25 protein-coding genes are annotated in these 23,920 nt (G+C 73.4%); 11 read left to right on the forward strand and 14 right to left on the reverse strand.

Annotation, left to right across the window (positions count from 1 at the left end):
- Nucleotides 1-128: 128 nt before the first annotated feature.
- From ACA514_RS10260 to ACA514_RS10290, 7 genes are read right to left on the reverse strand one after another with little or no spacing between them, the layout of a single operon-like run.
- A complete protein-coding gene (locus ACA514_RS10260; RefSeq protein WP_375040815.1) occupies nt 129-821 on the reverse strand; it encodes a FadR/GntR family transcriptional regulator in 693 nt (230 codons plus the stop codon).
- Between the two features lie 37 nt (nt 822-858).
- Nucleotides 859-1,806: an alpha/beta hydrolase gene (locus tag ACA514_RS10265; protein WP_375040816.1), complete on the reverse strand. Its 948-nt coding sequence runs from the start codon at nt 1,804-1,806 to the stop codon at nt 859-861.
- 4 nt (nt 1,807-1,810) lie between these two features.
- Nucleotides 1,811-2,986 (reverse strand): DUF4185 domain-containing protein, encoded by a 1,176-nt coding sequence (locus ACA514_RS10270; protein WP_375040817.1) that lies wholly within the window; start codon nt 2,984-2,986, stop codon nt 1,811-1,813.
- A 17-nt stretch (nt 2,987-3,003) separates the two neighbouring features.
- Nucleotides 3,004-3,816, reverse strand: a complete 813-nt coding sequence (locus tag ACA514_RS10275) for an SMP-30/gluconolactonase/LRE family protein (protein ID WP_375040818.1) — start codon at nt 3,814-3,816, stop codon at nt 3,004-3,006.
- Nucleotides 3,817-4,614 carry an SDR family NAD(P)-dependent oxidoreductase gene (locus ACA514_RS10280; RefSeq protein WP_375040819.1) on the reverse strand — a complete coding sequence of 266 codons (798 nt, stop codon included), beginning with the start codon at nt 4,612-4,614 and terminating at the stop codon, nt 3,817-3,819.
- Entirely contained in the window at nt 4,611-5,573 is a 963-nt protein-coding gene (locus tag ACA514_RS10285; RefSeq protein ID WP_375040820.1) for a DUF4432 family protein, read from the reverse strand. Before ACA514_RS10285 ends, ACA514_RS10280 begins: the two co-directional genes overlap by 4 nt.
- 3 nt (nt 5,574-5,576) lie before the next feature.
- Nucleotides 5,577-6,746 carry a DUF5005 domain-containing protein gene (locus ACA514_RS10290; protein WP_375040821.1) on the reverse strand — a complete coding sequence of 390 codons (1,170 nt, stop codon included), beginning with the start codon at nt 6,744-6,746 and terminating at the stop codon, nt 5,577-5,579.
- Between the two features lie 53 nt (nt 6,747-6,799).
- Here ACA514_RS10290 and ACA514_RS10295 point away from each other — a divergent pair, with 53 nt between their 5' ends.
- Nucleotides 6,800-7,747 carry a sugar kinase gene (locus ACA514_RS10295; RefSeq protein ID WP_375040822.1) on the forward strand — a complete coding sequence of 316 codons (948 nt, stop codon included), beginning with the start codon at nt 6,800-6,802 and terminating at the stop codon, nt 7,745-7,747.
- Here ACA514_RS10295 and ACA514_RS10300 read toward each other — a convergent pair.
- Nucleotides 7,722-8,483 carry a phytanoyl-CoA dioxygenase family protein gene (locus tag ACA514_RS10300; protein ID WP_375040823.1) on the reverse strand — a complete coding sequence of 254 codons (762 nt, stop codon included), beginning with the start codon at nt 8,481-8,483 and terminating at the stop codon, nt 7,722-7,724. The two genes, ACA514_RS10295 and ACA514_RS10300, sit on opposite strands and share 26 nt — an antisense overlap.
- A gap of 138 nt (nt 8,484-8,621) precedes the next feature.
- On the opposite strand from ACA514_RS10300, the gene ACA514_RS10305 reads away from it, so the two are divergent.
- Together ACA514_RS10305 and ACA514_RS10310 are read left to right on the forward strand one after the other, a co-directional pair.
- Entirely contained in the window at nt 8,622-9,050 is a 429-nt protein-coding gene (locus ACA514_RS10305) for an anti-sigma factor (RefSeq protein WP_375040824.1), read from the forward strand.
- A complete protein-coding gene (locus ACA514_RS10310; RefSeq protein ID WP_173099279.1) occupies nt 9,047-9,862 on the forward strand; it encodes an RNA polymerase sigma factor SigF in 816 nt (271 codons plus the stop codon). Before ACA514_RS10305 ends, ACA514_RS10310 begins: the two co-directional genes overlap by 4 nt.
- A 63-nt stretch (nt 9,863-9,925) precedes the next feature.
- On the opposite strand, the gene ACA514_RS10315 is transcribed toward ACA514_RS10310, so the two are convergent.
- A complete protein-coding gene (locus tag ACA514_RS10315) occupies nt 9,926-10,459 on the reverse strand; it encodes a hypothetical protein (protein ID WP_375040825.1) in 534 nt (177 codons plus the stop codon).
- Between the two features lie 75 nt (nt 10,460-10,534).
- Here ACA514_RS10315 and ACA514_RS10320 point away from each other — a divergent pair, with 75 nt between their 5' ends.
- Both ACA514_RS10320 and ACA514_RS10325 read left to right on the forward strand, forming a co-directional pair.
- Nucleotides 10,535-11,476: a diacylglycerol/lipid kinase family protein gene (locus tag ACA514_RS10320; protein ID WP_375040826.1), complete on the forward strand. Its 942-nt coding sequence runs from the start codon at nt 10,535-10,537 to the stop codon at nt 11,474-11,476.
- 295 nt (nt 11,477-11,771) lie between these two features.
- Nucleotides 11,772-12,032: a WhiB family transcriptional regulator gene (locus ACA514_RS10325; protein WP_151541468.1), complete on the forward strand. Its 261-nt coding sequence runs from the start codon at nt 11,772-11,774 to the stop codon at nt 12,030-12,032.
- A gap of 95 nt (nt 12,033-12,127) precedes the next feature.
- Here the strand turns inward: ACA514_RS10325 and ACA514_RS10330 are convergent, their stop codons facing one another.
- Nucleotides 12,128-13,801: a sensor histidine kinase gene (locus ACA514_RS10330; RefSeq protein WP_375040827.1), complete on the reverse strand. Its 1,674-nt coding sequence runs from the start codon at nt 13,799-13,801 to the stop codon at nt 12,128-12,130.
- 74 nt (nt 13,802-13,875) lie between these two features.
- Between ACA514_RS10330 and ACA514_RS10335 the strand changes: the two genes are divergently transcribed.
- The 4 genes from ACA514_RS10335 (at nt 13,876) to ACA514_RS10350 (ending at nt 16,994) form a co-directional block, all read left to right on the forward strand.
- Nucleotides 13,876-15,081 (forward strand): 8-amino-7-oxononanoate synthase, encoded by a 1,206-nt coding sequence (locus tag ACA514_RS10335; RefSeq protein WP_375040828.1) that lies wholly within the window; start codon nt 13,876-13,878, stop codon nt 15,079-15,081.
- Between the two features lie 37 nt (nt 15,082-15,118).
- Nucleotides 15,119-15,928, forward strand: coding sequence for a GntR family transcriptional regulator (locus ACA514_RS10340; RefSeq protein ID WP_375040829.1), 810 nt, complete (start codon nt 15,119-15,121; stop codon nt 15,926-15,928).
- A gap of 92 nt (nt 15,929-16,020) precedes the next feature.
- Nucleotides 16,021-16,692, forward strand: a complete 672-nt coding sequence (locus ACA514_RS10345) for a Uma2 family endonuclease (RefSeq protein WP_375040830.1) — start codon at nt 16,021-16,023, stop codon at nt 16,690-16,692.
- Nucleotides 16,693-16,694: 2 nt separating this feature from the next.
- Entirely contained in the window at nt 16,695-16,994 is a 300-nt protein-coding gene (locus ACA514_RS10350) for a hypothetical protein (protein WP_375040831.1), read from the forward strand.
- A gap of 50 nt (nt 16,995-17,044) precedes the next feature.
- Here the strand turns inward: ACA514_RS10350 and bioD are convergent, their stop codons facing one another.
- Nucleotides 17,045-17,770, reverse strand: coding sequence for a dethiobiotin synthase (gene bioD, locus ACA514_RS10355; protein ID WP_375040832.1), 726 nt, complete (start codon nt 17,768-17,770; stop codon nt 17,045-17,047).
- Nucleotides 17,771-17,912: 142 nt separating this feature from the next.
- Here bioD and ACA514_RS10360 point away from each other — a divergent pair, with 142 nt between their 5' ends.
- Nucleotides 17,913-18,659, forward strand: coding sequence for a hypothetical protein (locus ACA514_RS10360; protein WP_375040833.1), 747 nt, complete (start codon nt 17,913-17,915; stop codon nt 18,657-18,659).
- Nucleotides 18,660-18,714: 55 nt separating this feature from the next.
- Here ACA514_RS10360 and ACA514_RS10365 read toward each other — a convergent pair whose 3' ends face one another.
- Nucleotides 18,715-20,382 carry a carotenoid oxygenase family protein gene (locus ACA514_RS10365; protein WP_375040834.1) on the reverse strand — a complete coding sequence of 556 codons (1,668 nt, stop codon included), beginning with the start codon at nt 20,380-20,382 and terminating at the stop codon, nt 18,715-18,717.
- 210 nt (nt 20,383-20,592) lie between these two features.
- Here ACA514_RS10365 and ACA514_RS10370 point away from each other — a divergent pair, with 210 nt between their 5' ends.
- Complete coding sequence (locus tag ACA514_RS10370) at nt 20,593-21,090, forward strand: GNAT family N-acetyltransferase (protein ID WP_375040835.1); 498 nt, start codon at nt 20,593-20,595, stop codon at nt 21,088-21,090.
- Nucleotides 21,091-21,105: 15 nt separating this feature from the next.
- Here ACA514_RS10370 and lanL read toward each other — a convergent pair whose 3' ends face one another.
- Nucleotides 21,106-23,616 (reverse strand): class IV lanthionine synthetase LanL, encoded by a 2,511-nt coding sequence (gene lanL, locus ACA514_RS10375; protein ID WP_375040836.1) that lies wholly within the window; start codon nt 23,614-23,616, stop codon nt 21,106-21,108.
- Between the two features lie 101 nt (nt 23,617-23,717).
- The gene (locus ACA514_RS10380) at nt 23,718-23,888 is read right to left on the reverse strand and encodes a hypothetical protein (RefSeq protein WP_375040837.1); all 171 of its coding nucleotides are present in this window, start codon (nt 23,886-23,888) and stop codon (nt 23,718-23,720) included.
- Nucleotides 23,889-23,920 lie beyond the last annotated feature (32 nt).

The following is a 23,920-nucleotide window of genomic DNA, read 5'->3' on the forward strand; positions in this document are numbered from 1 at the left end:
GGGGTTCGGGGCGTCGCGGGGGTGTCGAGGGTGTGCTGGGGGAACCGCCGGCCCCGTGCGGGGCGGGTGGTCCGGACGGGCGGGACGGGTGTTCCGGGGGCCGGGCGGATGTCCCGGGGGCGGGACGGTCAGGTGAGCCGGGACTCGATGACCTTCGTGACGTCGAGCAGATGCGCGCGCATCAGCTCCTCGGCGTGCTCGCCGTCGCCGGCCTCGATGGCGCCGAGGATCGCCCGGTGCTCCTCGTGGTCGCGGCGCCGGTCGTCGAAGATCCGCAGGATCTCCCGCTGCTCGGCGCCGTGCACCGACAGCAGCGAGTCGACGACCTCGCCGAGCACGGCGTTGCCGGACGCATGGGCGGCGGCGCGGTGGAAGGTCATGTTGGCCGCGTCCAGCTCGGCGTCCTCGCCTTCCAGGTGCCGGCCCGCCTGGTCCAGCACGGTGCGCAGCCGCTCCAGGTCGGCGGGCGCGGCGCGGCTGGCCGCCAGCGCGGCCAGCGGCGGCTCGATGAGCAGCCGGGCGTCCAGCAGCTGCAGCAGCTGGTCGCCCTGCAACGGCCGGATGTTCGGGTTGGGGATGACCATCCGTTCGAGGTCGGCGCCCACGTAGATGCCCGACCCGTGCCGCATCTGGACGGCCCCGGTGGCCTCGAGCCGGCGGAGCGCTTCGCGGAGAGTGGGTGTGGTCACCGCGAAGCGCTCCGACAGCTCCCGCGCCGAGGGCAGCCGGTCGCCGGGACGCAGCCCGCCGGCGCGGATCACCTCCAGCACGCGCTCGGTGAGCGCGTCGGAGAGACTGGGCCGGGCCACATCCTTGGACATCTGCTACCTCGTTCGAGCCTGGAAGAAGTCAAGTCATCTAATCACTTGATGTTCCGGGATGTCCAGCGTCGAGGCGGAACGCCCTGCGCAGCGCCGCCCGCTGGTCATCGTGCGCCCGGCGCGCCACCGCCGCGGACAGGACGCCGTCGAAGCCGTGGTAGGCGCCAGGCACGTGCCGCAGCTCGACCGGCACACCCGCCTCGGCCATCCGCCGCGCGTACGCGAAGTCCTCGTCGCGCAGCGGATCGGCCTCGGCCACCAGCACGTACGCGGCCGGCAACCCCGACAGGTCCGGCGCGCGGGCCGGAGCCGCGTACACCGGTGTCTCCCAGCCCGGCGCCCCCCTGGCCGGGCCGAGGTAGTGGCGCCACATGTGCTCCACCTCGCCCCGGTTGAACAGCGGCGGCTCGGTGTACTCGCGCATCGACGGGGTGTCCATGCGGTCGTCGAGCACCGGATAGAGCAGCAACTGGAAGGCGAGCGGCGGCCCGCCCTCGTCCCGCGCCCGCAGCGCCACCGCCGCCGCCAGCCCGCCGCCCGCGCTGCCGCCGCCGACCGCGATCCGGCCGGGGTCGGCACCGAGCCCGGCCGCGTGCGCGTGCGTCCAGACGGTCGCCGCCCAGGCGTCCTCGAACGGCGCGGGGAACGGATGCTCCGGCGCCAGGCGGTAGTCCACCGACACCACCACGATGCCGAGGTCCGCGGCGAAGTCCAGGCAACGGCGATGCTCGTTCTCCAGATCGCCGGTGACGAAGCCGCCGCCGTGGAAGTACACCAACGCGGGACCGGCGGGCCGTTCCGGCCGGTAGATCCGCACGGGCACGCCGCCCGCGACCGTCCGGTCGGCGACCTCGACGCGCTCGTCCGCCGCCGCGCCGCCGTCCAGCGCGGCGGCGAGGTCCCGCATCGCGGCCCGCGCCTTCACCGGGTCGGCCAGGCTCACGTACGGCATCCCGGCGAGCGCGTCGGACAGTTCACGATCCACCGGGTCAGCCCGTCACGGGCACGCCGATGAAGCGCGGACGGTAGATGCTCACGTCGCGGTAGACGTCCTTCGTCGGCCCCGTGACCGTGTCGAGGCTGTTGACGTTGTACGACACCACGAGGTTGTTCGCCGTCGTGAGCGAGGCGTGCGCGTGCGCGTTGTAGGTGTAGACGTCGCCGTCGCCGTACGAGCCGAACGGCCCGCCCTCGGGCGTGTTGTAGACGGTCTTCTCGTTGGTGAACGGCCCGGCCGGCGAGCAGGACAGGTACGTGTCGATCTGCGCGCTGAACGCGTCCTTCGTGTCCTGCGTCAGCAGGATGTAGAAGTTCCCGCGCCTGCTGACGCTGAACTCGTTCGACACGCCGCTCAGCACCTCCACCGCCGCCGACTCCGACGACGACCAGGCGCCGCCCGCCGCCAGGTAGCTCCACGTCCCGCGCAGGTCGGTGCCCGCGACCCGCGCGACGTACATGTGCTTGCCGCCGGAGCCGAGGTCCTCGGTGCCGTAGACGTAGGTGTAGCCGCCGTCCCTCAGCAGCGCCGACCCCCACATCACGCCGCTGCCGGACGGCAGCGAGGTGACCGAGACCGGCCGGGTGAGGTCGCTCGTCGCGAACCGCGCGAGGACGTTGCGGTCCCAGGTGACGTTCAGGTCGCCGGACCCGACCTTGTACTCCCGGTACGGCTGCTGGATCTCACTGCCGTTCACCGTCATGTCCCCCGCCCAGTAGACGTGGGAGGAGTCGCTCGGCGGCAGCAGGGCCGTCGGGTTCGCGGCGGTGCCGCCGTGCGCGGTGCCGGTCAGCGAACCGGCAGCCGACTGCACCACGAAGGTGTTGTTGACGAACGGGGTCGTGCCGCCGTCGGCGACGGTCAGCGGCCGGGAGCCGTCGGCGTTGACCTTGCCGAGGAAGGTGTCGGAGAAGCCGAAGACCGTCCGGCCGTCCGGCAGCTTCACCGAGTAGGTGCTGTCACCCCCGGTCCAGTCGTCGAGCCGCGTGTTGCCGTTGCCGTACGAGGTGAACTTCGCGTTGAGCGAGGTGTTCGGCGTCGCCGTGCCGAACACCGGGGCGGCGCTCCCGCCGCACGTCGGCGCGGCGGCGTGGGCGGCGGTCGAGGGGGCGAGCAGAGCGGTCGCGGCCAGAGTCGAGGCCACGGCCGCGCGGGCGATGAGACGCATGCGGACCCTCCGCGGGTCTAGAGGTCGAAGGCGCTGATGTGCCAGCGGCCCAGGTTCGCCACGAACGCCGTCGTGCCCCGGAACGCCAGGTTGGTCGGATGGCAGAGAAGGTGGGCGGTCGGGTCGCGGACGACGGTCTCCCGCCGCCCGTCCGGGGTGAGCCGCAGCACCTCGCTGGGCTCGTAGAGGCCGACGTAGAGGAGGCCGTCGGGGCCGAAGGCGATGCCGTCGGGGACCGTGCCGGGCAGTTCGGCGACCGTCGAGCGGCCGCCCGCGGTGCCGTCCGGCCGGATCTCGACGCGGGTCACGCCGGGCAGGAACGACTCGGCGACGTACAGGGCCGACTCGTCCGGGGCCAGCGCGAGGCCGTTCGCGAACGCCATCGGGCGCCCGTCCCAGACCTCTCCGGCACCGTCCGGCCGGTACCGGAACACCGACGGGCCGGGGTCGTCGATCTGGCGGCTGTCGGAGACGTAGATCCGGCCCTGCGCGTCGATCACCGGGTAGTTCGGGTTGACGAAGCGGTGGCCGTCCGCGCCGTCGGCGAACAGCGACACCTCGGCGGTGGCGAGGTCGAGGCGGAACACGCCGGGGTGCTCGATGTCGCAGATGTAGAGGTGGGACGCGGACGCGTCGAAGGCGATGCCGAGCACGAACCCGTGGGTCGTGGCGACCTGCTCGACGCTCTCGCCCGCCGGGTCCACGCGGAAGATCTGGCCGGCCTCCCCGCCGCACCACACGCTGCCGTCGGGGTGGACCGCCACGCACTCCGGATGGTCCAGGCGCGGGCTGCTGAACAGGCCGTCGAAGAAGACGCGGGCGGCGGGCATTCAGGCCTCCGGGAGTGCGGCGGGGTTGCGGGCGAGCAGGCCGCCGTCCACGCGGTGCTCGGCCCCGGTGATGAACGAGGAGCGCGGACCGGCGAGGAACGCCACCACCTCGGCGACCTCCTCCGCGCGCGCGACGCGGCCCAGCGGGTGCGCCCGGCCCCACTCGGCGACCTGGTCGTCCTGGCTGGTCGCGCCGCGGAACAGGTCGGCGGCCCAGCGCAGCATCGGGGTGTCGACGGAGCCGGGGCACACGACGTTGGCGCGGATCCCGTCGGCGGCGTGGTCCAGCGCCATCGCGCGGGTGAGCCCGTTGATCGCGGACTTGCTCGCCGTGTAGGCGGCGACCCGGTCCTGCGACGCGAACGCCTGGACCGACGACATCGTGACGATCGTGCCGCCGCCGCGCCGCCGCAGCTCCGGGACGGCCGCCTTGCAGACCAGGAAGACGCCCTTGAGGTTGACGCCGAGGACCTCGTCCCACAGCTCCTCGGCGGTGTCCTCCACCGTCCCGTACCGCTGGATCCCGGCGCAGGTGACGACGGTGTCGAGGCCGCCGTGCGCATCGACCGCGCGGCGGACGAGGCCGCGCATCTGCTCCGCGTCGGTGACGTCGGCGACGACGCCGGTCACGTCCAGGCCGTCGTCGCGCAGCTCGGCCTCGGTGGCGCGGACGCCGTCCTCGTCGATGCCGCAGAAGACGACCGCGGCGCCGTCCCCGGCCAGCCGCCGCACCACGGCCCGGCCGATGCCGAGCGACCCCCCGGTGACGACGGCGACCTTGCCGCCGAACTCCTTCATCGCGCTTCCTCCCCCTCGATCACGGCCGCGCGCAGCCACAGCGGCCTCGTCTCGTGCGGCCGCAGGGTGAGCGCCGACCCGTTGCGCACCGCCTCGGCGAGGCCCTCGGTCGGCCGTCCGGCGAACGGCTCCAGCCCCACCACGTAGGCGCGGCCCCACCAGGGCGCCTCCCGGGTCGCGCCGAGCTCGCGCCACAGCCACAGGTCCGGCAGGACGGCGGCGTCCCAGCGGACCCGCAGGCCGAGGCCCGCGTCCGGGTCGATGATCTCGTAGCGGCCGTCCCGGAACCCGGACAGGTAGTGGATGTCGCTCGGCGCGCCGTGCTCGGGGACGACCGCCAGCTCCGGTCCGGCCGCCGCCCCGTCCGGCAGCCGGATCCGGTGCCCGGGGCGCAGGAACGGGGCGCCGAAGACGATGTGGTGGCCCCACATCACCTCCAGCCCGACCCCCGACTCGTTCGCCAGCTCCTCGTCGACGCGCAGCTCGGCCTCACCGGACGCCAGCCGGAACGTCTTCACCACGCGCAGCGGCATCCGCCGCGCCCGCACGGTCAGCCGCACCGCGACCTCGGACGGGTCGTCCGCCGCGATGTCGACGTCCCAGGGCAGCCCGGCGACCTCGCCGTGCTGCGCCAGCGCGGCGCCGCGGTAGGTGCTCGGCTCACCGCCGTTGGGCAGCACCTCCTGCCAGCCGCCCTCGTAGTGGTCGAGGAACGCCGCCACGTCGTCGCCCGCGCCGCCCGCCACGTCGCGCGGGTTGCGGATGCCGTCCGGCGCGAGCCAGACGAAGTCCATGTCGCGCGGCTTGTAGCAGAACTCGGCGACGTCGCCGCCCTTGTCCGCCAGGACGGTGACGCGCAGCAGCTCGTTCTCCAGCACGACGGCGCGCATCCCGAACCAGGTGATCTCGTGCAGGCGCGCGCCCCAGTTGCGGGCCGGGCGATGCCGTCGGTACGCCATCGGTCAGCCGAACTTCAGGTCGACGAAGCGGGGCCGGTAGATCGTGACGTCCTTGTAGTGGTCGGTGTTGACGAAGCTGTTGACGTTGTAGGAGACGACGAGGCTGCCGGGGCGGCTCAGCTCCGGGTGCGCGTGGGCGTTGTAGGTGAAGATGTTGGCGTTGCCGTAGCTGCCGTTCGCGCCGGTCTCGGGGGTCGAGTAGACGGTGGTCTTGCCGGTGAACGGGCCCTGCGGCGAGCAGGAGAAGTACGCGACGATGTTCGTGCTGAACTTCTCGGTGGTGTCCTGGGTGATGAGCATGTAGGCGCGGCCCATGCGGGTGACGCTGTACTCGTTGGCGACGCCGCTCATGATCCGCGCGGAGTCGGCCTCGTTCCGCGACCAGGTGCCGTCGGCCGCGGCGAACTCCCACGGCCGGGCCAGGTCGCCGCCGCGGACGCGGGCCAGGTGCATGTACTTGGTGTCGCCGAGGTCCTCGACGCCGTAGACGTAGATCGTGCCGTCCGACCGCTCCAGCCAGGACGCCCAGGAGATCCCCTTGGACGACGGGATCGGGGTCACACTGACGGGCTCGGAGAGCCTGTCGGGCCGGAATTTCGCGACGACGTTGCGGAGCCAGCGCCAGTCCCAGATGCCGGGCCCGAAGCGCTCGTACTCCTGGTAGGTGACCTGGACCTTGCCGCCCGCGGTGATCGCGTCGCCGGCCCAGAACCAGTGCTTGTCGTCACGCGGGGGCATGACGGCCTTCGGCTGCTCGCGGGTGCCGCCGTGCACGGTGCTCAGCCGGTCGCCGGACTTCACCACGAACGAGTTGTTGACGAACGGGGTGGTGCCGCCTTCCTCGACGACCGGCGAGCGCGTGCCGTCGGCGTTGACCCTGCCGAGGAAGGTGTCGGAGAACACGAACGCCACCCGCCCCCCGGGCAGGGTGGTGGAGAAGGTGCCGTCCGCGCCGGTCCAGTCGTCGGTCCGGCCGTTGTCGTCGCCGTAGCGGGTGAACAGGCCGTTCAGGCCGGCGTCGGGCGCCGCGCTCCGGAAGGCGGGGGTCGGCGTGCCGCCGCACGCCTCGGCGGCGGTCGCGGCGGCGCGGGCGGGGGCGGTGAAGGCCGTCGTGGACAGGGCCAGGGTGAGAACGCCGGCGGTGAGGCCGCGCCAGGGGGATCTTCTGTGCACGGCCAGAAGTCTGGTCATTAGATGACTTGTTGTCTAGATGTATCGTGCTGCCCGTGAACGTTCCCCGGGTCGCCCTCATCGGCGAATGCATGATCGAACTGCGGCATCTGACACCCGACCGGCTCGCCCTCGGCTACGCCGGAGACGTCTTCAACACCGCCGCCTACCTGGCGCGCAGCGCCGCCCCCGGCGCGGTGGACGTGCAGTTCGTCACGGTCACCGGCGACGACCCCTACAGCGCCGGGATGCGCGCGCGCTGGCACGCCCACGGTGTCGGCGACAGGTACGCGCGGGTGCGGCCCGGCGGCCGCGCCGGCCTCTACCTGATCCGCACCGACGAGCACGGCGAGCGGACGTTCCAGCACTACCGGGGCGAGTCGGCCGCCCGCGACCTGTTCGGCCCCGACCAGCCCGCCTCGGTCGACGAGGCGGTCGCCGGCCACGACCTGGTCTACCTGTCCGGGATCACCCTCTCGATCATGACGGAGCGGGCCCGCGCCCGGCTGGCCGAGGTGCTCGCGGAGACCCGGCGGCGCGGCGGGCTCGTCGCCTACGACGGCAACCACCGGCCCAGCGGCTGGCCCTCCCCCGGCGCGGCGGCCGGAGCCGCCGCCGCGGTGCTGGCCCACACCTCGATCGCGCTGCCCTCCCTGGACGACGACCGGCTCGTGCACGGCGACGCGTCCGCCCGGGCCTGCGTCGGACGGCTCCGGGACGCCGGCGTGCCGGAGATCGTCGTCAAGCTGGGCGCCGCGGGCTGCGTCATCGCCGACCGCGACTCGATGGAGGCCGTGCCCGCCGTGCCGGGCGTGCACGTGGTCGACACGACGTCGGCGGGCGACGCGTTCAACGGCGCCTACCTGGCGGCGCGCCTGGCCGGCGAAGGCCGGCGCGCCGCCGCCGAGGCGGGCGCCCGGCTGGCCGCGGAGGTGATCGGCCATCCCGGCGCGCTCCTCCCGCCGCCCGGGGCGTCCGTCACGCCCAGTCCGCCGAGCCCGTGAAGGGGTAGTGCTCGCCCTCCACGTAGCGGGGCATCGGCTGGTAGGCGTTGACGCCGGGTTCGCCGCGCAGCAGCAGCGCGCTCGGGAACGGCTGCGGCTCGGCGGTGATCCGGGTCGAGGTCGGGATGTAGCGGATCGTCAGGCCGCAGCGCCGGTGCGGCGAGGTGTTGGCGTTGCTGCCGTGCATGATCCCCGGATGGTGGACCTCCACGTCGCCGGGGCGCAGCACCATGTCCACCGCCTTGGACTCGTCCACGGCCACGTCGCTCTCCACGTTGAAGACCGCGTCGTCGCCGTCGAGCTCCCGGACACCGTGAAGTTCCTCACGGTGCGAGCCCGGGATGACGCGCAGGCAGCCGTTCTCGGGCGTGGAATGGTCCACTGCGAGCCAGAGTGTGACGACCTTCATGGGGTCCAATGGCCAGAACGCCCCGTCCTGGTGCCAGCGGACGGCCTTGCCCGTGCGCGGCGGCTTGGCGATGTAGTGCGAGGCGAACAGCGCGATGTCGGGGCCGATGAACCGCTCGGCGACGTCCAGCAGCCGGTCGTCGGAGACGAGCCGCACCCAGAACGGGTCGCGGGCCACCAGCTCGGTCGACAGGTCCTCGCCGCTGCGTCCCGGATGGTGTTCCTGCAGCCAGCGGACGTGGCCGTCCGCCTCGGCGACCAGCTCGGGGTCCAGCACGCCGCGGAAGATCGCGTACCCGTCGGACTCGTACTTCTCCAGGGAATCCATGGCGGCAAGATATCTAGAGACCAAGTCATCTAGTCAATAGTTGGCCAACCGGAACAAACCTCTGCGCGGCGAAGTCTCGCAGTGGGCTCCGCAGGCGGTAGTTTCGGAAGCAGCGGGACCATCCTGCGAGGGAGTGACGTGACCGAGGAAACCGCTGCCATGCCTGCCAGTACACAGTTGTCCGTGCGCGACGTGGTGACAGTGAAGCTGCCCGCCGCGAGCGCCTACCTGTCGGTGCTCAGAACCGCGACCGCGGGGCTGGCCGCCAGGCTGGACTTCACGCTGGACGAGATAGAGGACCTGCGCATCGCGGTCGACGAGGCGTGCGCGATGCTGCTGTCCCAGGCCGTGCCCGGGACGGACCTGTCGTGCGAGTTCGAGCTGACCGGGGAGGCCATGCGCATCTCGGTGTCGGTGCTCACCGTGGACGGCCAGGAGCCCAGCCGCGACACCTTCGCCTGGACCGTCCTGTCGTCGCTGGCCGGCGAGGTCGACGCCCAGATCGGCTCCGACGACCGGGTGACCGTGACGCTGCAGAAGCGGCGCGGTACGGCGGGGGCCCCGTGACGGAGAAGACGACCATCGCCGGCGCGAGCAACGAGCGATCCGAGAGCAGCGGCGTACCGGACCGCGCGCGGGCCCGTGCGCTGTTCGAGCGCCTCGCCGAGCTGCCCGAGGGCGACCCGGAGCGGCAGCGCATCCGCGACCAGCTCGTCGAGCTGCACCTGCCCCTGGTGGAGTACCTGGCCCGGCGCTTCCGCAACCGCGGCGAGTGGCTGGACGACCTGATCCAGGTCGCCACCATCGGGCTGATCAAGTCGATCGACCGGTTCGACCTGGAGCGCGGCGTGGAGTTCTCCACCTACGCCACGCCCACGATCGTCGGCGAGATCAAGCGGCACTTCCGCGACAAGGGCTGGGCCGTCCGGGTGCCGCGCCGGCTGCAGGAGCTGAAGCTGTCGCTGACCAAGGCGATCAGCGACCTCGCGCAGCGCGAGGGCCGGGCGCCGACGGTCAGCGAGCTGGCCGCGCACCTGCAGATGAGCGAGGAAGAGGTGCTGGAGGGCCTGGAGTCGGCGAACGCCTACTCCACGGTGTCCCTGGACGCGCCCGACTCCGGCGACGAGGACGCGCCCGCCGTGGCGGACTCGCTCGGCATGATCGACGAGTCGCTGGAGGGCGTGGAGTACCGCGAGTCGCTCAAGCCGCTGCTGGAGAAGCTGCCCGCGCGGGAGAAGAAGATCCTGCTGCTGCGGTTCTTCGGCAACATGACGCAGTCGCAGATCGCCGCCGAGCTCGGGATCTCGCAGATGCACGTGTCGCGGCTGCTGGCGCGCACGCTCGCGCAGCTGCGCGAGGGCCTGACCGCCGACGAGTAGGACGACCGAACGCCGAAGGGCCCCGGGGACGCTCTCCCCGGGGCCCTCGGCGTTGGCGTTCGGTCAGTTCTTGGCGGACGTGCCCTTGGCGGGCTGCTCCTTGAGGCGGTCCATCAGCTTCTGCCCGAGGGAGCGGCCGTCCGCGGGGCTCGGGTCCGCGGCGCCGGGCTTCGGGTCGCGGGGCGGCGCGTCCGCGGCGTCCTCGTCCTCGTCCCCGTCCGGGTCCTCGACGAGCCAGGCGGTGCTCGGCGGGCTCAGCACGGTGACCAGCGCGAGCACGGCGACCAGCCCCATCGGGACGGCGATGGCGGGCCGGTCGCTCTGCCACAGCGACCAGGCGACCGGCAGCGCGAACAGCTGCGTCAGCACCGTCGGGGCGCGGCTCCACTGGGCGGCGCGCAGCAGGCCGCGGGCGCAGGCGAGCATGCCCAGCCCGCCGGCGAGGGCGAGGACGGTCACCCCGATCGCGCTCACCGGGTCGACGGCGGCGCCGGCGGCGGTCTCCACGCCGGTGTAGACGCCGAACGCGACGGCGCCGAGGCCCTCCGCGCCCTCCAGGACGGCGGCGGCCCGCACGGTGATGGGACGATCGGTCACATCGAAACCCTACTCGGCCGCGGCCGTGCCCGACGCGCGGGTAAACCCGCGGATGACCCTCGGTACGCTGGCGCCGTGCGCGCCATGCTCATCGCCAACCCCAAGGCGACCTCCACCTCCCGGCGGGCCCGCGACATCCTCGTGCGGGCCTTCGCCGGCGACCTCGACCTCGAGATCGCCGAGACCGCGCACCGCGGCCACGCGACCGAGCTGGCCCGGCTCGCCGCCGCCGAGGGCTACGACGCGGTGATCGCGCTCGGCGGCGACGGCACGGTGAACGAGGCGGTGAACGGCCTGCTCGCGAACGGCCCGTCGCCCGATCTGCCGGCGCTGGCGGTGCTGCCGTCCGGGAGCGCGAACGTGTTCGCCCGCGCGCTGGGGCTGCCGAACGACCCGATCGGCGCGACGAAGGCGGTGCTGGAGGCGCTGCGCGCCGGGCGGTACCGGACGGTCGGGCTCGGGGCGGCGTGCCTGCCGGACGGCGTGCGGCGGTACTTCACCTTCAACGCGGGCGTGGGGCTGGACGCGGAGGTCGTCCGGGAGGTGGAGCGGCGCCGCGGCGCGGGCGCGAAGGCCGACCCGTCGCTGTACGTGCGGGCCGCGGTCCGCCATTTCTTCGCGGGCACGGATCGGCGCCGTCCGGCCCTCACTCTGGAAGTGCCGGGCCGCCCGCCGATATCGGGGCTGTTCCTGGCGTTCGTGTCGAATACCGCGCCCTGGACTTTCATGGGCCGGCTGCCGGTGAATCCGAGTCCGAAGGCGAACTTCGGGCGCGGGCTGGACGTGTTCGGCATGCGGTCCATGGACGCCGGCCCGATCCTCGGCGCGCTCGGGCAGATGATGCTGGTGCGCACCCGCCCGGTGCAGGGACGGCACGTGGTGAACGCGCACGACGCGGCGGAGGTCACCCTGCGGGCGAGCCGCCCGGTCGCCTTTCAGCTGGACGGCGATTACCTCGGGGAACAGCGCAGCGTGACGTTCCGCTCGGTGCCGAAGGCGGTCCGCATCCTCATCTGAGACCGGCGTCACGCTCTACTGGGAACCAAGTAACACGGCCGACCCACTGGTGTGACACATGCGACACCCATACTTTGAGAATCCCTTCTCAAAGGTCTTGCGTCTGCCCGTACCCGGCTGAAACGCTCGTAGTGCGCCAGCCGACAGGGGCCCCAACGTCGTCCGCCTCCTGCTCGCAGCGCCGCGGAACAATCACCCCTGGATCGCCGGCCACCGCCGCTCCGGGCGTTCGCGACATGTGAAGCCGTTCACAAACGTGGAGTGTCTCACACCACCTGACGAAGGAGTGGACCGCATGGACTGGCGCCACCGCGCTGCCTGCCGTGACGTGGACCCCGAGCTGTTCTTCCCGATCGGCAACACCGGGCCCGCGATCCTGCAGATCGAAGAGGCCAAGCAGGTGTGCCGGCGTTGCGACGTGACGGACGCCTGCCTGCGCTGGGCGCTGGAGTCCGGCCAGGACTCCGGCGTATGGGGCGGGATGGGCGAGGACGAGCGCCGCGCCCTGAAGCGCCGCGCCAGCCGCGCCCGCGCCCGCGCCAACGCCGGCCTGTAGCACCCCGATCGCACCGTCCAGCGGCGCCGCTTCCGAACCCCCAGGGCCGGAAAGCCGGCGCCGTCGGCGTTCGCGGGCCCGGCCGCGCCGCGGCGTCAGGCGCGCGGGCCGGAGCGATGGTTGTGGTCGAGCGGGACGTCCACCGTGACCTCGGTCCCGCCGCCGGGGCGGTCGCGGAAGTCCAGGCGGCCGCCGAGCTCGCCGACGATGAGCGTGCGGACGATCTGCAGGCCGAGGCTGTTGCTGCTCTCCACGTCGAAGTCCGGGGGCAGGCCGACGCCGTCGTCGGTGACCACCGCGACGAGGCGGGGGCCGTCGCCGGGCTCGCGGGGCGCCTCCTTCGGGGCGTGCGGCTCGGCCGCGCCGGAGTCGGGCCATTCGCCCCAGACCCGGACGCCCGCCGGCTCGCTGTGCGCGCCGCCCTCCCCGTAGCGGCGGGCGACGACCTCCAGCGTGCCGAACCGGTTGGCGAGGCCGTGCTCCAGCGCGTTCTGCAGCAGCTCGGTGAGCGCCATCGCCAGCGGCGTCGCGATCTCGGCGGGCAGCACGCCGAAGCTGCCGGTCCGCTTCGGCTCGACCTTGGTCTCCGGGGTGGACACCTCCCCCGCCATCATGATCACCCGGTCCGCGATGTCGTCGAAGTCGATCAGCTCGTCGGGGGTGTGCGACAGGGTCTCGTGCACGATCGCGATCGACCCGACCCGGCGGACCGCCTCGTCCAGTGCCGCCCGCCCCTCCGGTATCTGCAGGCGGCGCGCCTGGAGCCGCAGCAGCGCCGCGACGGTCTGCAGGTTGTTCTTCACCCGGTGGTGGATCTCCCGGATGGTGGCGTCCTTGGTCATCAGCTCCCGGTCGCGCCAGCGCAGCTCGGTGACGTCGCGGCACAGCACGATCGCGCCGATCCGGGTGCCGCCGACGACCAGCGGGATCGTCCGCAGCTGCATGACCGAGCCGTTCGCCTCGACCTCCACCTCGCGCGGGGCCCGGCCGCTGAGCACGACGCTGAGCGCCTCCTCCAGCGGCTCGCCGGTGTCGCACAGGTCGGCGGTGACCTTGCCGAGCGACTCGCCGACCAGGTCCGACGGCAGGCCGAGGCGCCGGTAGGCGGACTGGGCGTTCGGGCTGGCGTAGGTGACGCCGCCGCCGCGGTCCAGCCGCATCAGCCCGTCGCCGACGCGCGGCGAGCGGACCATGTTCGGCTCCTCGCCCGGCACCGGGAACCGGCCCTCGGAGATCATCTTGGCGAGGTCGCTGGCGCTCTGCAGGTAGGTCAGCTCCAGCCGGGACGGGGTCCGCGCCGAGCTGAGGTTGGTGCTGCGCTGGATCACCCCGAGGATCTTGGCGCCGCGGCGCACCGGGATCGACTCCTCCCGGACGGGGATGCCGCTGCCCCACTCCGGGTCGCCCTCCCGGACGATCCGCCGCTCCCGCCACGCCACGTCGATCAGCCCGCGCCGGCCCGTCCGGACGACCTTGCCGACCAGGTCCTCGGGGTAGGCGGTGGGGCCGGTCGTCGGCCGCATCTGCGCGATCGCCACCCAGCCCTGCACGGCCGCGTTCGTGTCGAGCGCGCCGCCGCGCCGCCCGCCCCGGCCGCCCTGCTCGTCGGCCGGGACCGCCGAGCCGGACCGCAGCGGCACCCACAGCAGCAGGTCCGCGAACGACAGGTCGGCGAGCAGTTGCCAGTCCGACACCAGCGCGTGCAGCCACTCCACATCGGTCTCGGTGAGGTCGGTGTGGTCGCGGACCAGATCGGTCAAGGTAGGCACGCGACCATCATCGCCCATCGGTTCCCGGCGCCCCGCCTCCGTCCCCGCCGCACGCCACCTGGCAGGATTCCGGCATGACCGCAGCACCCGACGCGCCGGCGGGCCCCCCGCCGCGGCGCCCCGACCCGCTCGCCCGGCTCCGCGACGCGGCCGCCCGGCGGTCCGAGGCGGGCCTGCGGCGGACGCTGCGCCCCCGCGGCGCCGACCACGACGGCCTGGCCGACCTGGCGTCCAACGACTACCTGGGGCTGTCCGGCGACCCCCGGCTCGTGGCGGGCGCGATCGCCGCGGCCCGCGAATGGGGCACCGGGTCGTCCGGGTCCCGGCTGGTCACCGGCACGACCGCGCTGCACGCCGAGCTGGACCGGCGGCTCGCCGCGTTCACCGGCAGCGCCGCCGGGCTGGTGTTCTCCTCCGGCTTCCTGGCCAACCTCGGCGCCGTCACCGCGCTGTCCGGCCCCGGCACCCTGGTGGTGTCCGACCAGGTCAACCACGCCTCGATCGTGGACGCGTGCCGGCTGTCGCGAGCCCGCGTCGCGATCGTCCCGCACCGGGACGCCGCCGCCGTCGAGCGGGCCCTCGCCGGACGTGACGAAGACCACGCGGTCGTCGTCACCGACGCGGTGTTCTCCGTGGACGGCGACCTGGCGCCGCTCGCCGGCCTGCACCGCGCCGCCCGCGCGCACGGCGCGCTGCTCGTGATCGACGAGGCGCACGCGCTCGGCGTCGTCGGCGCCGGCGGACGCGGCGCCGCGCACGCCGCCGGCCTGGCCGGCGAACCCGACGTCGTCCTCACCCTCACCCTGTCGAAGTCGCTGGCCTCGCAGGGCGGCGCCGTCCTCGGCGCGCCCGAGGTCGTCCAGGCGCTGCTGGACACCGGCCGCTCGTTCATCTTCGACACCGGCCTGAACCCGCCCGCCGTGGGCGCCGCGCTCGCCGCCCTCGACGTCCTGGAGGCGGACCCGGACCTGCCCGGCCGGGCCCGTTCCACGGCCCGCGCGATGGCAAACCTCGCGGCCGGTTCCGGACTGGAGACCGCCGATCCGGCCGCCGCCGTCGTCCCGGTGTTCCTCGGCGAACCGGACGCCGCGGTACGCGCCGCCGGGATCTGCGCTGAGCACGGACTGCGCGTCGGCTGCTTCCGTCCTCCCTCCGTCCCGAAGGGACGGGCGTGCCTACGGCTCACAGCGCGCGCGACGGTGAGCGAGGCGGACCTCACAGAACTGGGGGCGGCCCTGGCGGAGGTCGTGCACTCTACCGGCCGTAGTCTTCACGCATAACATCGGGGGAAACCGATGATGAACGTGAGGAGATGCCGTGACGGAGGTCAGGGGCGGACCCCGGCACGGGGACGGATTCGAGCGCGGATTCGATCGGGCGGCACTCGGCGACCTGGGTAAGCACCACACCAACCAGGCGCCGCGCATCCCGAAGTACTACAAGCTCAAAGAACTCCTCGTCGAGCTCATCCAGTCGCTGCCGCCGGGCAGCCCGCTGCCGCCCGAGCGGGCGCTGGCCGAGAAGTACGAGACGTCCCGGACGACCGTCCGGCAGGCCCTCGCCGAACTCGTCGTCGAAGGGCGCCTGCAGCGCATCCAGGGCAAGGGCACCTTCGTCGCCAAGCCGAAGGTCTCGCAGGAGCTCCAGCTCGTCTCCTACACCGAGGACATGCGCCACCACGGCCTGCGTCCCGAGACCCGCATCCTGGACGCCGGGTACGTCAGCGCCGACGAGCGCCTCGCCGCGCTGCTGTGCATCCGCCCCGGCGGGCGCGTCCTGCGCGTCCACCGGCTCCGGCTCGCCGACGGCGAGCCGATGTCGATCGACACCTCCCACCTCCCGGCCCGCCGCTTTCCCGGCCTGCGCCGCGAGCTGCCCCGCCACCGCTCCCTGTACGAGACCCTCGCCACCGCCTACGACGTCCACCTGACGGAGGCGGAGGAGACCATCGAGACGGTCCTCGCCACCCCGCACGACGCGCAGCTCCTCGGCGTCGACGTCGGCCTGCCCATGCTCCTGCTGTCCCGGCACGCCTTCGACACCACCGGCCAGCCCGTCGAATGGGCCCAGTCCCTCTACCGCGGCGACCGCTACAAGTTCATCACCCGCCTCCGCCGCGACACCTGACCCCTGCCCTTGCACCTCCTGATCTCGAGCACAGGTTCGAAGGTTCCGGCTACGCTGGGTGCATCCCTTCTCTACGATGACCGGAGCAGATCGTGAGGGAGGAGTCACAGGACGTGAAAGTCTTGTCGGACGAAGAGGTGTCGATGCTGCCCGATGCCCCTTACAACCTGTGGGTGCGCGGCGAACTCGATGACTACCTCGACACCCCCGAAGGGTCCCGAGTCGAGATCATCGGAGGAAGGGTCGTCGTGTCACCGCCGCCAGTGTTCGAGCACAATGCCGTCATCGGTGACATCACGATGGTCTTCAACCGAGCCTTCGGTCCTGACTTCCCCTGGAGGACCGACAGCGGGACCGGGATGTCGCTCGTCGGCGTCGGTGACGGATTCGTTCCGGACCTGATGCTCCTGGAGCAGGAGGTCTTCCAGGCCGCGCGGCGTTCCAGAGTGCGGACGCTCGTCCCCGATCAGGTCGAAATGGTCGTGGAGGTCACCTCTCGCAGCAACGCCCAGAACGACCAGGAGCCCTCGGGGAAGGGGCGTGGGAACAACAAGTGGAACGGCTACGCCAGGGCGGAGATCCCGTACTACCTGCTGGTCGACCGCTCTCCCAAGGCCGCGCGTTCCATCTTGTACTCGATCCCGGACCAGGCCCTCGGCGCCTATCTGCACCAGGAGTCATGGGCGTTCGGCGAGACGGTCCACCTTCCCGACCCGTTCGACATTGAGATCGGCACCGCCGAGTGGGAACCCTGGGAAGGTTGAGAATGGGGTACTACGTCGTACACCAGTTCTATTGCATCGACCTCCCGGACACGCCCTACAACCTGGCGCGGACCCACAAGCTGTGGGATTACGTGAACGCCGAAGAAGGCGCCAAGGTCGAGGTGGCCAAGAACCTGATCTCCATCGACGGTGCGCCTCGTCCTCCCATACCGGACTCCCCACGCGCCCGTCCCCGGACGCTTCGGCAGGCGATGGAAGAAATGGAGGCGTTGAAGGCGGAATACCGAGCGAGGTGGGAAGCCGAGCAGCACGAGGCCACAGCGAAGCCGTCCGACGACTGACCAGAATGGCATCCGCACGGCACAGCTCCAGCTGATCCGGCTCGCCTGGTTCAGCTCGGGTCGGGGGTGTGGGTTTCGCGGAAGGCGGCGGGGTCGAAGGTGCCGCCGAGGGCCGGGGACAGGCCGCGGTGGGCGGCGAGGAGGAACTCGGCGGGGTCGAGGGCGGACGCCCCGGCGGGCAGCGCGCCGGACAGCGGGCGCGCCGCGATGGTCTCCAGGTCCCGGATGTTGCTGCGCATCGCCAGGTCCGGGTCGTGCGGCCAGGAGCCGATGACGACGCCCGCGAGCTGCACGCCGCGGTGGGCCATCGCCTCCAGGGTGAGCGCCGTGTGGTTGAGCGTGCCGAGGTCCGGACGGGTCGCGACGACGACGGCGGCGCCGAGCCAGCGGGCCAGGTCGGCGATGGTGGTGCCCTCCTCGTCGTAGCGGACGAGCAGGCCGCCCGCCCCCTCCACGAGCACCAAATCGCGGGTCGCGGCGAGTTCCTGGACGTGCTTGCCGACGTCCGGCAGCCGGACGGGCGGGACGCCGGCGCGGCGGGCCGCGGCGGCGGGCGACAGCGGGTCGGGGAACCGCGCGGACTCGTGCACGTCGTCGATGCCGGCCAGCCGGCGCACCTCGTCGAGGTCGCCGGGCTCGCCGCCCGCCATCCCGGTCTGGCCGGGCTTGACGACGGCGACCGACGCGCCGCGCGCGGCGGCCACGGCGGCCAGCGCGGCGGTGACGATGGTCTTGCCGACGCCCGTGCAGGTCCCGGTCACTACGAGCACACTCACGCCCGGCACACTAGCGTGCGGAGCGGGGCCCGGTCGGTCGCGGATTCCCACAGTCTTCCGCCGCCGGATTTGTAGCGCGGGGGAACCCGGGGGCGCGGCGGCGCGTCCAACGCTCATGGCCGGTTCGCATGCACGTACCAGCTTGATCGTCGCGCTCGCGTGCGCGGGCACGCTGGCGGCCTGCGGCGGGGCGTCCGGCGTGGCGGAGCCGCCGCACTCGCTGGAGCCCGGCGGGTCCACCGCGAAGCCCGCGAAGGACGCCCCGCGCGGCGAGCACCTCGTCCTGCGGATGCGCAGGTCCGGGGGCATCGCCGGGCTCGGCGGCCCGGGCGCCCTGCCCGACTTCTCGCTGTACTCGACGGGCCGCGCGCTCGTCGCGGCGCAGGGCAGGGTCACCGAGTACCGGCTGAGACCGGCCGCGCTGGACCGCCTGCTCGCCGAGGCGCGCGCCGCGGGCCTCGGCCGCTCGCACACGGTCGGGCCGGGCCGGGTCTCGGACGCGATGACCCTGGAGTTCACCCTGGGCGACGCGCACAGCAGCATCGCCCAGCCGGGGTCGCGGCCGGACCCGGCATTGACGTTCCAGAAGCGGCTGGATCCGGGCACCTGGCCGGCGTCCGACCTGGCGTCGGGGGCCGCGCCGTTCAAGCCGTCGAAGGCGGCGGTGCTCGCGTCGCGGGGCGCGGTGGCGGACGGCCCGATCAGGACGTGGCCGCTGGCGCCGCTCGGCGACGGCGCGCGGGTGGGGACGGCCGTGTGCACGGTCGCCGCGTCCGCGAAGGTCCCGTCGAACGACACGAGCACCGCGTGGCGGAGCGGGGGCGCGACCTACACCATCCGGCTGCGGCCGCTGCTGCCCGACGAGCGCTCCTGCGCCGACCTTCACTGACCCGCCGAACGGCGTTCACCTGCGGTGTGTCGTCGGTACGGCGGCACGCCGCAGGTCAACGCCCGGCGGCGAGGTCGGCGGCGACGTCGCGGGTGACGGCCCGCAGGTCGGGGGCGAGCTGGTCGAGGCGGTCGTCGAGGTCGTCGGCGAAGCTCAGCCGCTCCAGGTCGGGCGCGGGGACGGCCTCGGGCATCCATGCGGAGTGGATGAGGAACGGGACCGTGGTGCCGTGCGGCGGCGCGAGGACGGCGACGGGTCCGCGACCGACGTCGGCGGCGTCGAACAGCTCGATGCGGAAGCGGTCGTCGTTGTGGACGGCGACGACGAGGTACCCGTCGTGCCCGCCCGGGTCGCCGCCCGCGTACCGGCTGCCGCCGCGTCCGCGCGGGACGAACGAGGGCGAGGTCGGGTAGTCGTCCAGCGCGAACGTCCATTCGGCGAGCGGCTTGAGGTCGTCGCGGTCGTGGCTGGCGAGGACGGCCGGGGTCTCCTCCGGCGGGAACAGGCCGGCGTCGATGCGGCCGGTGTAGTTGCGCAGCGCCCGCTGGTTGATCGCCTCGGGGTGGAACCCCAGGTAGATGAGGTGGTGCCGGGTCGGGGCGGTCTGCCCCTCGATGCTCCAGTCGATGGCGGACAGCTCGGCCTGCCACCAGCGCGCCGGGTCGCCGGCGCGGGCGTGCTCGCGCACCGTCCCGGTCTCGGGGTCGAACAGCAGGACGGTGGTGAGCGCGGGCGTCATGCCGTGGCAGTACATCCCGCGCAGCGCCGGGTCGACCGGGCGGCCGAACGCGTCGAGGTCGTCCTCGCGCAGGTACATGCCGATGTCGACGCCGGGGGTGTGCTCCATGACGACCTGGACGCCGTCCGCGTCGTCGTACTTGGCGTAGAAGTGGTTGACCTCGGGCGCGATCCGGAACTCCGTGCAGGTCACGGTGCCGCCGCCGGGGCGCAGGTCGTCCTTGCGGATCAGCAGGACGGGGCCGTCGGGGTTGTTGGCGACGGTGCGGTCCGCGCCGAAGACCTCGTCGGCGTCGATCTTGTAGGCGGTGTCGGCGAGCACGAGCCAGTCGCGGGTCTGGGTGATGGTGTGCGTGGCCTGCGGCAGGACGGCGTCCCGCACGTCCCAGCGCTCGACCCGGCTGCCCTCCCCCGCGTACCGGATCACCGACACGGCGCCGGACATCACGTCGCGGCTGACCGTCCACAGGCAGCCGCGCTCGGGGTCGATGACCGGGTGCGCGGACGTGGAGATCAGCGGCAGGACGGCCTGGTCGATGGCGGGCCTCCAGTCGTCGCGGTGCCCGACCTCCGCGACGAACCGGAGGGTGACGGGGTCGACCTCGACGGGCCGCCCGGCGTCCCAGGTGGCGAACAGCCGGTCGCCCCAGGGCAGCGGCGCGGTGTTGGCGGCGTTGACGAACCCCCACGGCGAGCCGGTGCCGACCGGGCCGGCGGTGAACAGGTCGGGGCGGGCGCGGCGCAGCCGGACGGACGGGGTGTCGATCACCCGGGCGCGCCAGCGGAACCGGCCGTCCGGGCCGGGCCGGAGCGGCAGCCGCGCGATGATCCCGTCGCCGAAGAAGGCGTGCACGGGGTGGCTGCGCTGGTCGGAGGTGCTGACGACGTAGTGGCCGCGGACGTCGTCCGGCCAGGCGCCGGCGACGACGCCGAGCTCCATGTCGCCGATGTCCTGCGTGCCGAGGATCGAGCGGGGAACCGGCATGGCGCCTCCTGGGGTCGGCGGGTGGCCAACGGTCGACACGGCCAATCAACACGCGGCCGGCCCTAGTAGTCAACCCTCTAACGACTATCCGCCCGCGGCGGCAGGCCGGGCGGGCACGCGCCCGCGATGGATGCGGATAGCCTGATATGTCGCGGCCTTCGGGCCGCGGCGACCCCGCGACAACGGCTCCCCGGCCTGGAGAAACACCCGATGCACACAGCCTCCCTCACCGTCCGCGACGCGCGCCCCCACGAGTACGACCTGATCGGTGAGCTGACCGTCGAGGTGTACGTGCGAGGCGGGCTGGTCTCGCCCGAGTCGTCCTACGTCGGGACGCTCCGCAACGCCGCCGATCGGGCCGCCGAGTCGCAGTTGCTCGTCGCCGAGGTCGCCGGCGAGATCGCGGGCGCCGTCGCCTACTGCCCGCCCGGCAGCCCGTACGCCGAGCTGGCCGCCCCGGACGAGGCCGAGTTCCGCATGCTCGCCGTCCTGGCGAAGGCGCGGCGGCTCGGCGCGGGACGCGCCCTGGTCGGCGAGTGCGTCGCGCGGGCCCGCGCCGCGGGGCTGACCGGGCTGCGGCTGTCCACGCAGGCGAACATGCAGGCCGCGCACCGCATGTACGAGCGGCTCGGCTTCGTCCGCACGCCCGACCGGGACTGGTCGCCCGTGCCCGGCCTGCACCTGCTCACCTACTCCCTGGCGCTCTAGACGCTCCCTGGTGTTCTAGACGGCCGGGGACGTCCAGAGGCGGGGGCCGGAGCGGGCGTCCAGGCGGCGCAGGAACGACAGGACGCCCGCCGTGCCGGTGCCCCAGGTGAAGGCCTGGGTGTCGAGGTCGTTGCCGGGAAAAACCGGCCGTCCGGGCTCGCCGCCGCTGCGCACGAGCATCAGCTCGGCGATCTCCTCGGCCCCGCGCCAGTACGCGTCGTCGCCGGTGGCCAGGGCGACGTCGATGAGCGCCTCCCCCATGCCCGCGAGGCCGCAGCACTGGGACGACACCCACGCGCGCGGCGCGATCGCCAGGCAGGCGCGGGCGCCGCGTTCGGCCAGGTCGAGGTAGTGCGCGTCATCGTAGGCGCGGGCGGCGCGCAGCATCGCGCCGACGACGCCGGACATGCCCTGGCACCACGAGGCGCCCATGGGACGCGCGGCCGGGCCGTCCAGCTCGTCGATGAGCGCGGCCGTCCTGGCGGCGAGGGCGGCGAACGCGTCGCGGGCGGCGGTTCCGGCGGCGGCGTCGCCGACGGCCCGGTGGTAGGCCAGCAGGAAGTCGGCGACGCCCGCGTCGCCGTGCGCGAACGCGGTGTCGACGGCGACGCCGGAGCCGGGCTGCTCGACCGACACGGCCGCGTCGGGCGCGGCGACGTCGCCCGCCAGCAGCCGCCGGGCGCACTCCGCCGCCATCGCCGCGTTCGCGGGGTCGGGGGCGAGGGCGTCGAGGAGGAGGTGGCCGGTGCCGATGCCGGCGACGCCGTGCGCCTGGTCCGCGCGCTCGCCGCCGGACGTGCGGACGGGCCGTGGCATCGCGACCCCGGCGGAGGCCAGGAAGACCGCCGTGCCGGTGAGGCCGAAGTAGAGCGAGGCGGGCAGGTTCGCGGCGGGCAGGTTCGCGGCCGTCCAGCGGGCGAGGTCGGTGCCCGCGGCCTTGCCCTCGGGGTGCTGGAGCAGCTCCATCCCGACGCCCGCCGAACCGGCGTAGACGTTGGTGACGGGCGGGCTCGTCCGGCGGTCCTCCGGCTCGTCCATGAGCTTCTCGGCGAACCGGACGCACTCGCGGACGGTGTGCGCGAGGACGGACGACAGCAGGCCGCCGGTCAGGCGCGGGGTGGGCACCGGAGCCGCGGGCTTCGCGGCGGCGTGGCGCCCGGCGCGGATCTCCGCGGCGGCGCGCGTCCGGACACCGGGATCGAGGCTGAGCAGCCGCGGCACCAGCGCCACCACGCCGCCGCCCGGGGACATCCGCGCCAGGCATTGCAGCGACCGCTCGACGCCGCGCTCCGGGTCGGGGTCGATGATGACGGGGTTCATCCCGGTGGCCGCGAAGAACAGCGTCGCGCCGAGCGAGAACAGGTCGTCGGACGGCTCCGACGGGCGGCCGGTGCGCTGGTCGGGGACGCTGTAGCCGCGGCTCCAGCCCGGCATCTGCAGGTCCCCGTGGCGGCTGGTCCCGAAGTCGATGATCGTGCAGCCGCCGTCCTCGGCGAGCACGACGTTCTTGGGCGACAGGTCGCGGACGACCACGCCGCGCGCGTGCACCGCGTCGAGGACGGCGAGCAGCCGGGACGCCAGGTCCGCGAGCTCGCGGCCGGTGAGCGCGCCGTGCTCGGCCACGTGCCGGTTGAGGTCGGTGGCGCCGGCGTCGCTCATGACCAGGAACTCGTCCTCGCCGTGCCGGAAGTGGTCGAGCGCCTCCGGGACGCCGTCGACACCGGCGAGGACGGTCAGGACGCGCAGCTCGTTGCGCAGGTACATCCGCAGGTCGTAGCCCTCGGGGTGCTCCCCGACGTAGGCGCGGGCCTCCTTGACGACGACGGGCCGCCCGCCCGCGTCCTCGGCCCGGTAGACGTTGCCGCGCGGCCCGCGCATCACTCCGGTGGTCACCCGGTAGCGGCCGCCGATCGTCCGGACGCGCGGCGCCGCCGGGCCGGCGGCGGCGTTCCCCGCCGCTGCGGGCGGGCGGAACGGATCGGTCACCCACGGCGGGCAGGCGAACTCGACGCCGGCCGCGCCGGGTTCGGCCTCGCCGTCCGGGCCGACGACGACCAGCTCGAAGTCGCCGTTGTCGTCCACCTTGTACTGCGGCGCGAACGGGGCGTAGCGGTAGTAGACGGGGGCGTCGGGGCGGACGCGGCGGTCGCTGACCACGCGCGGTCCGGCCATGCCGGTGAGGGCGGTGGCGAGCGCGTGCCCGAGCCGGGTGACCGCGTCCTGCGGCGGGTAGACGGTGACGGCCTTGCCGACGGACGCCGCGTCGAGGTCGCCCGAGTTGAGCTCGCGCAGCATCTCCGCGGAGCGCGCCGCCTTGAAATCGCACGGGGTGGCCAGCAGCAGCGGAAGGATGCGTTCGAGCGTCTCCGCGAACGTGCCGGGCCGCGCGGACACGTGCAGTTTCCAGCCCTGCCGGGGCGCCGCGAAGCCGGGATCGCGCACGCTGATCCAGGTCGCGTCCGACCGGATTTCCCTACCACGCTCGTGGGCAATTGTGGAAATGCGCTGAAAAACGGACGGTTCCATTGTCGCCCTTCGATCGCGGTGCGTGACCCGGCAATGGCGGACGCGCAGGAAGAGGCCACCGGTGGGAGCCAATGGCCTTTCCCGCGTGCGTCGGAGAGGGGTCAGACGATGGAGGGGCAGCAGGGGTAACTGCTGCACACCGTGCGCTTGCAGGTGTTCACGCAGGCCTGCGGGCCGTGCAGCAGTTCCAGCAGTTCCATCTCGAAGTCCACGGCGAGGTCCTCCGGGTCGAGGACGCCGGCGTCGCGGGGCTCCAGGGCGAGCACGGACATGGGGGGCTCCTTCCTTGGCCGCCGTTCGGGCG

It is taken from the genome of Actinomadura sp. NTSP31, from assembly GCF_041951385.1.
Taxonomy (GTDB): domain Bacteria; phylum Actinomycetota; class Actinomycetes; order Streptosporangiales; family Streptosporangiaceae; genus Spirillospora; species Spirillospora napierensis.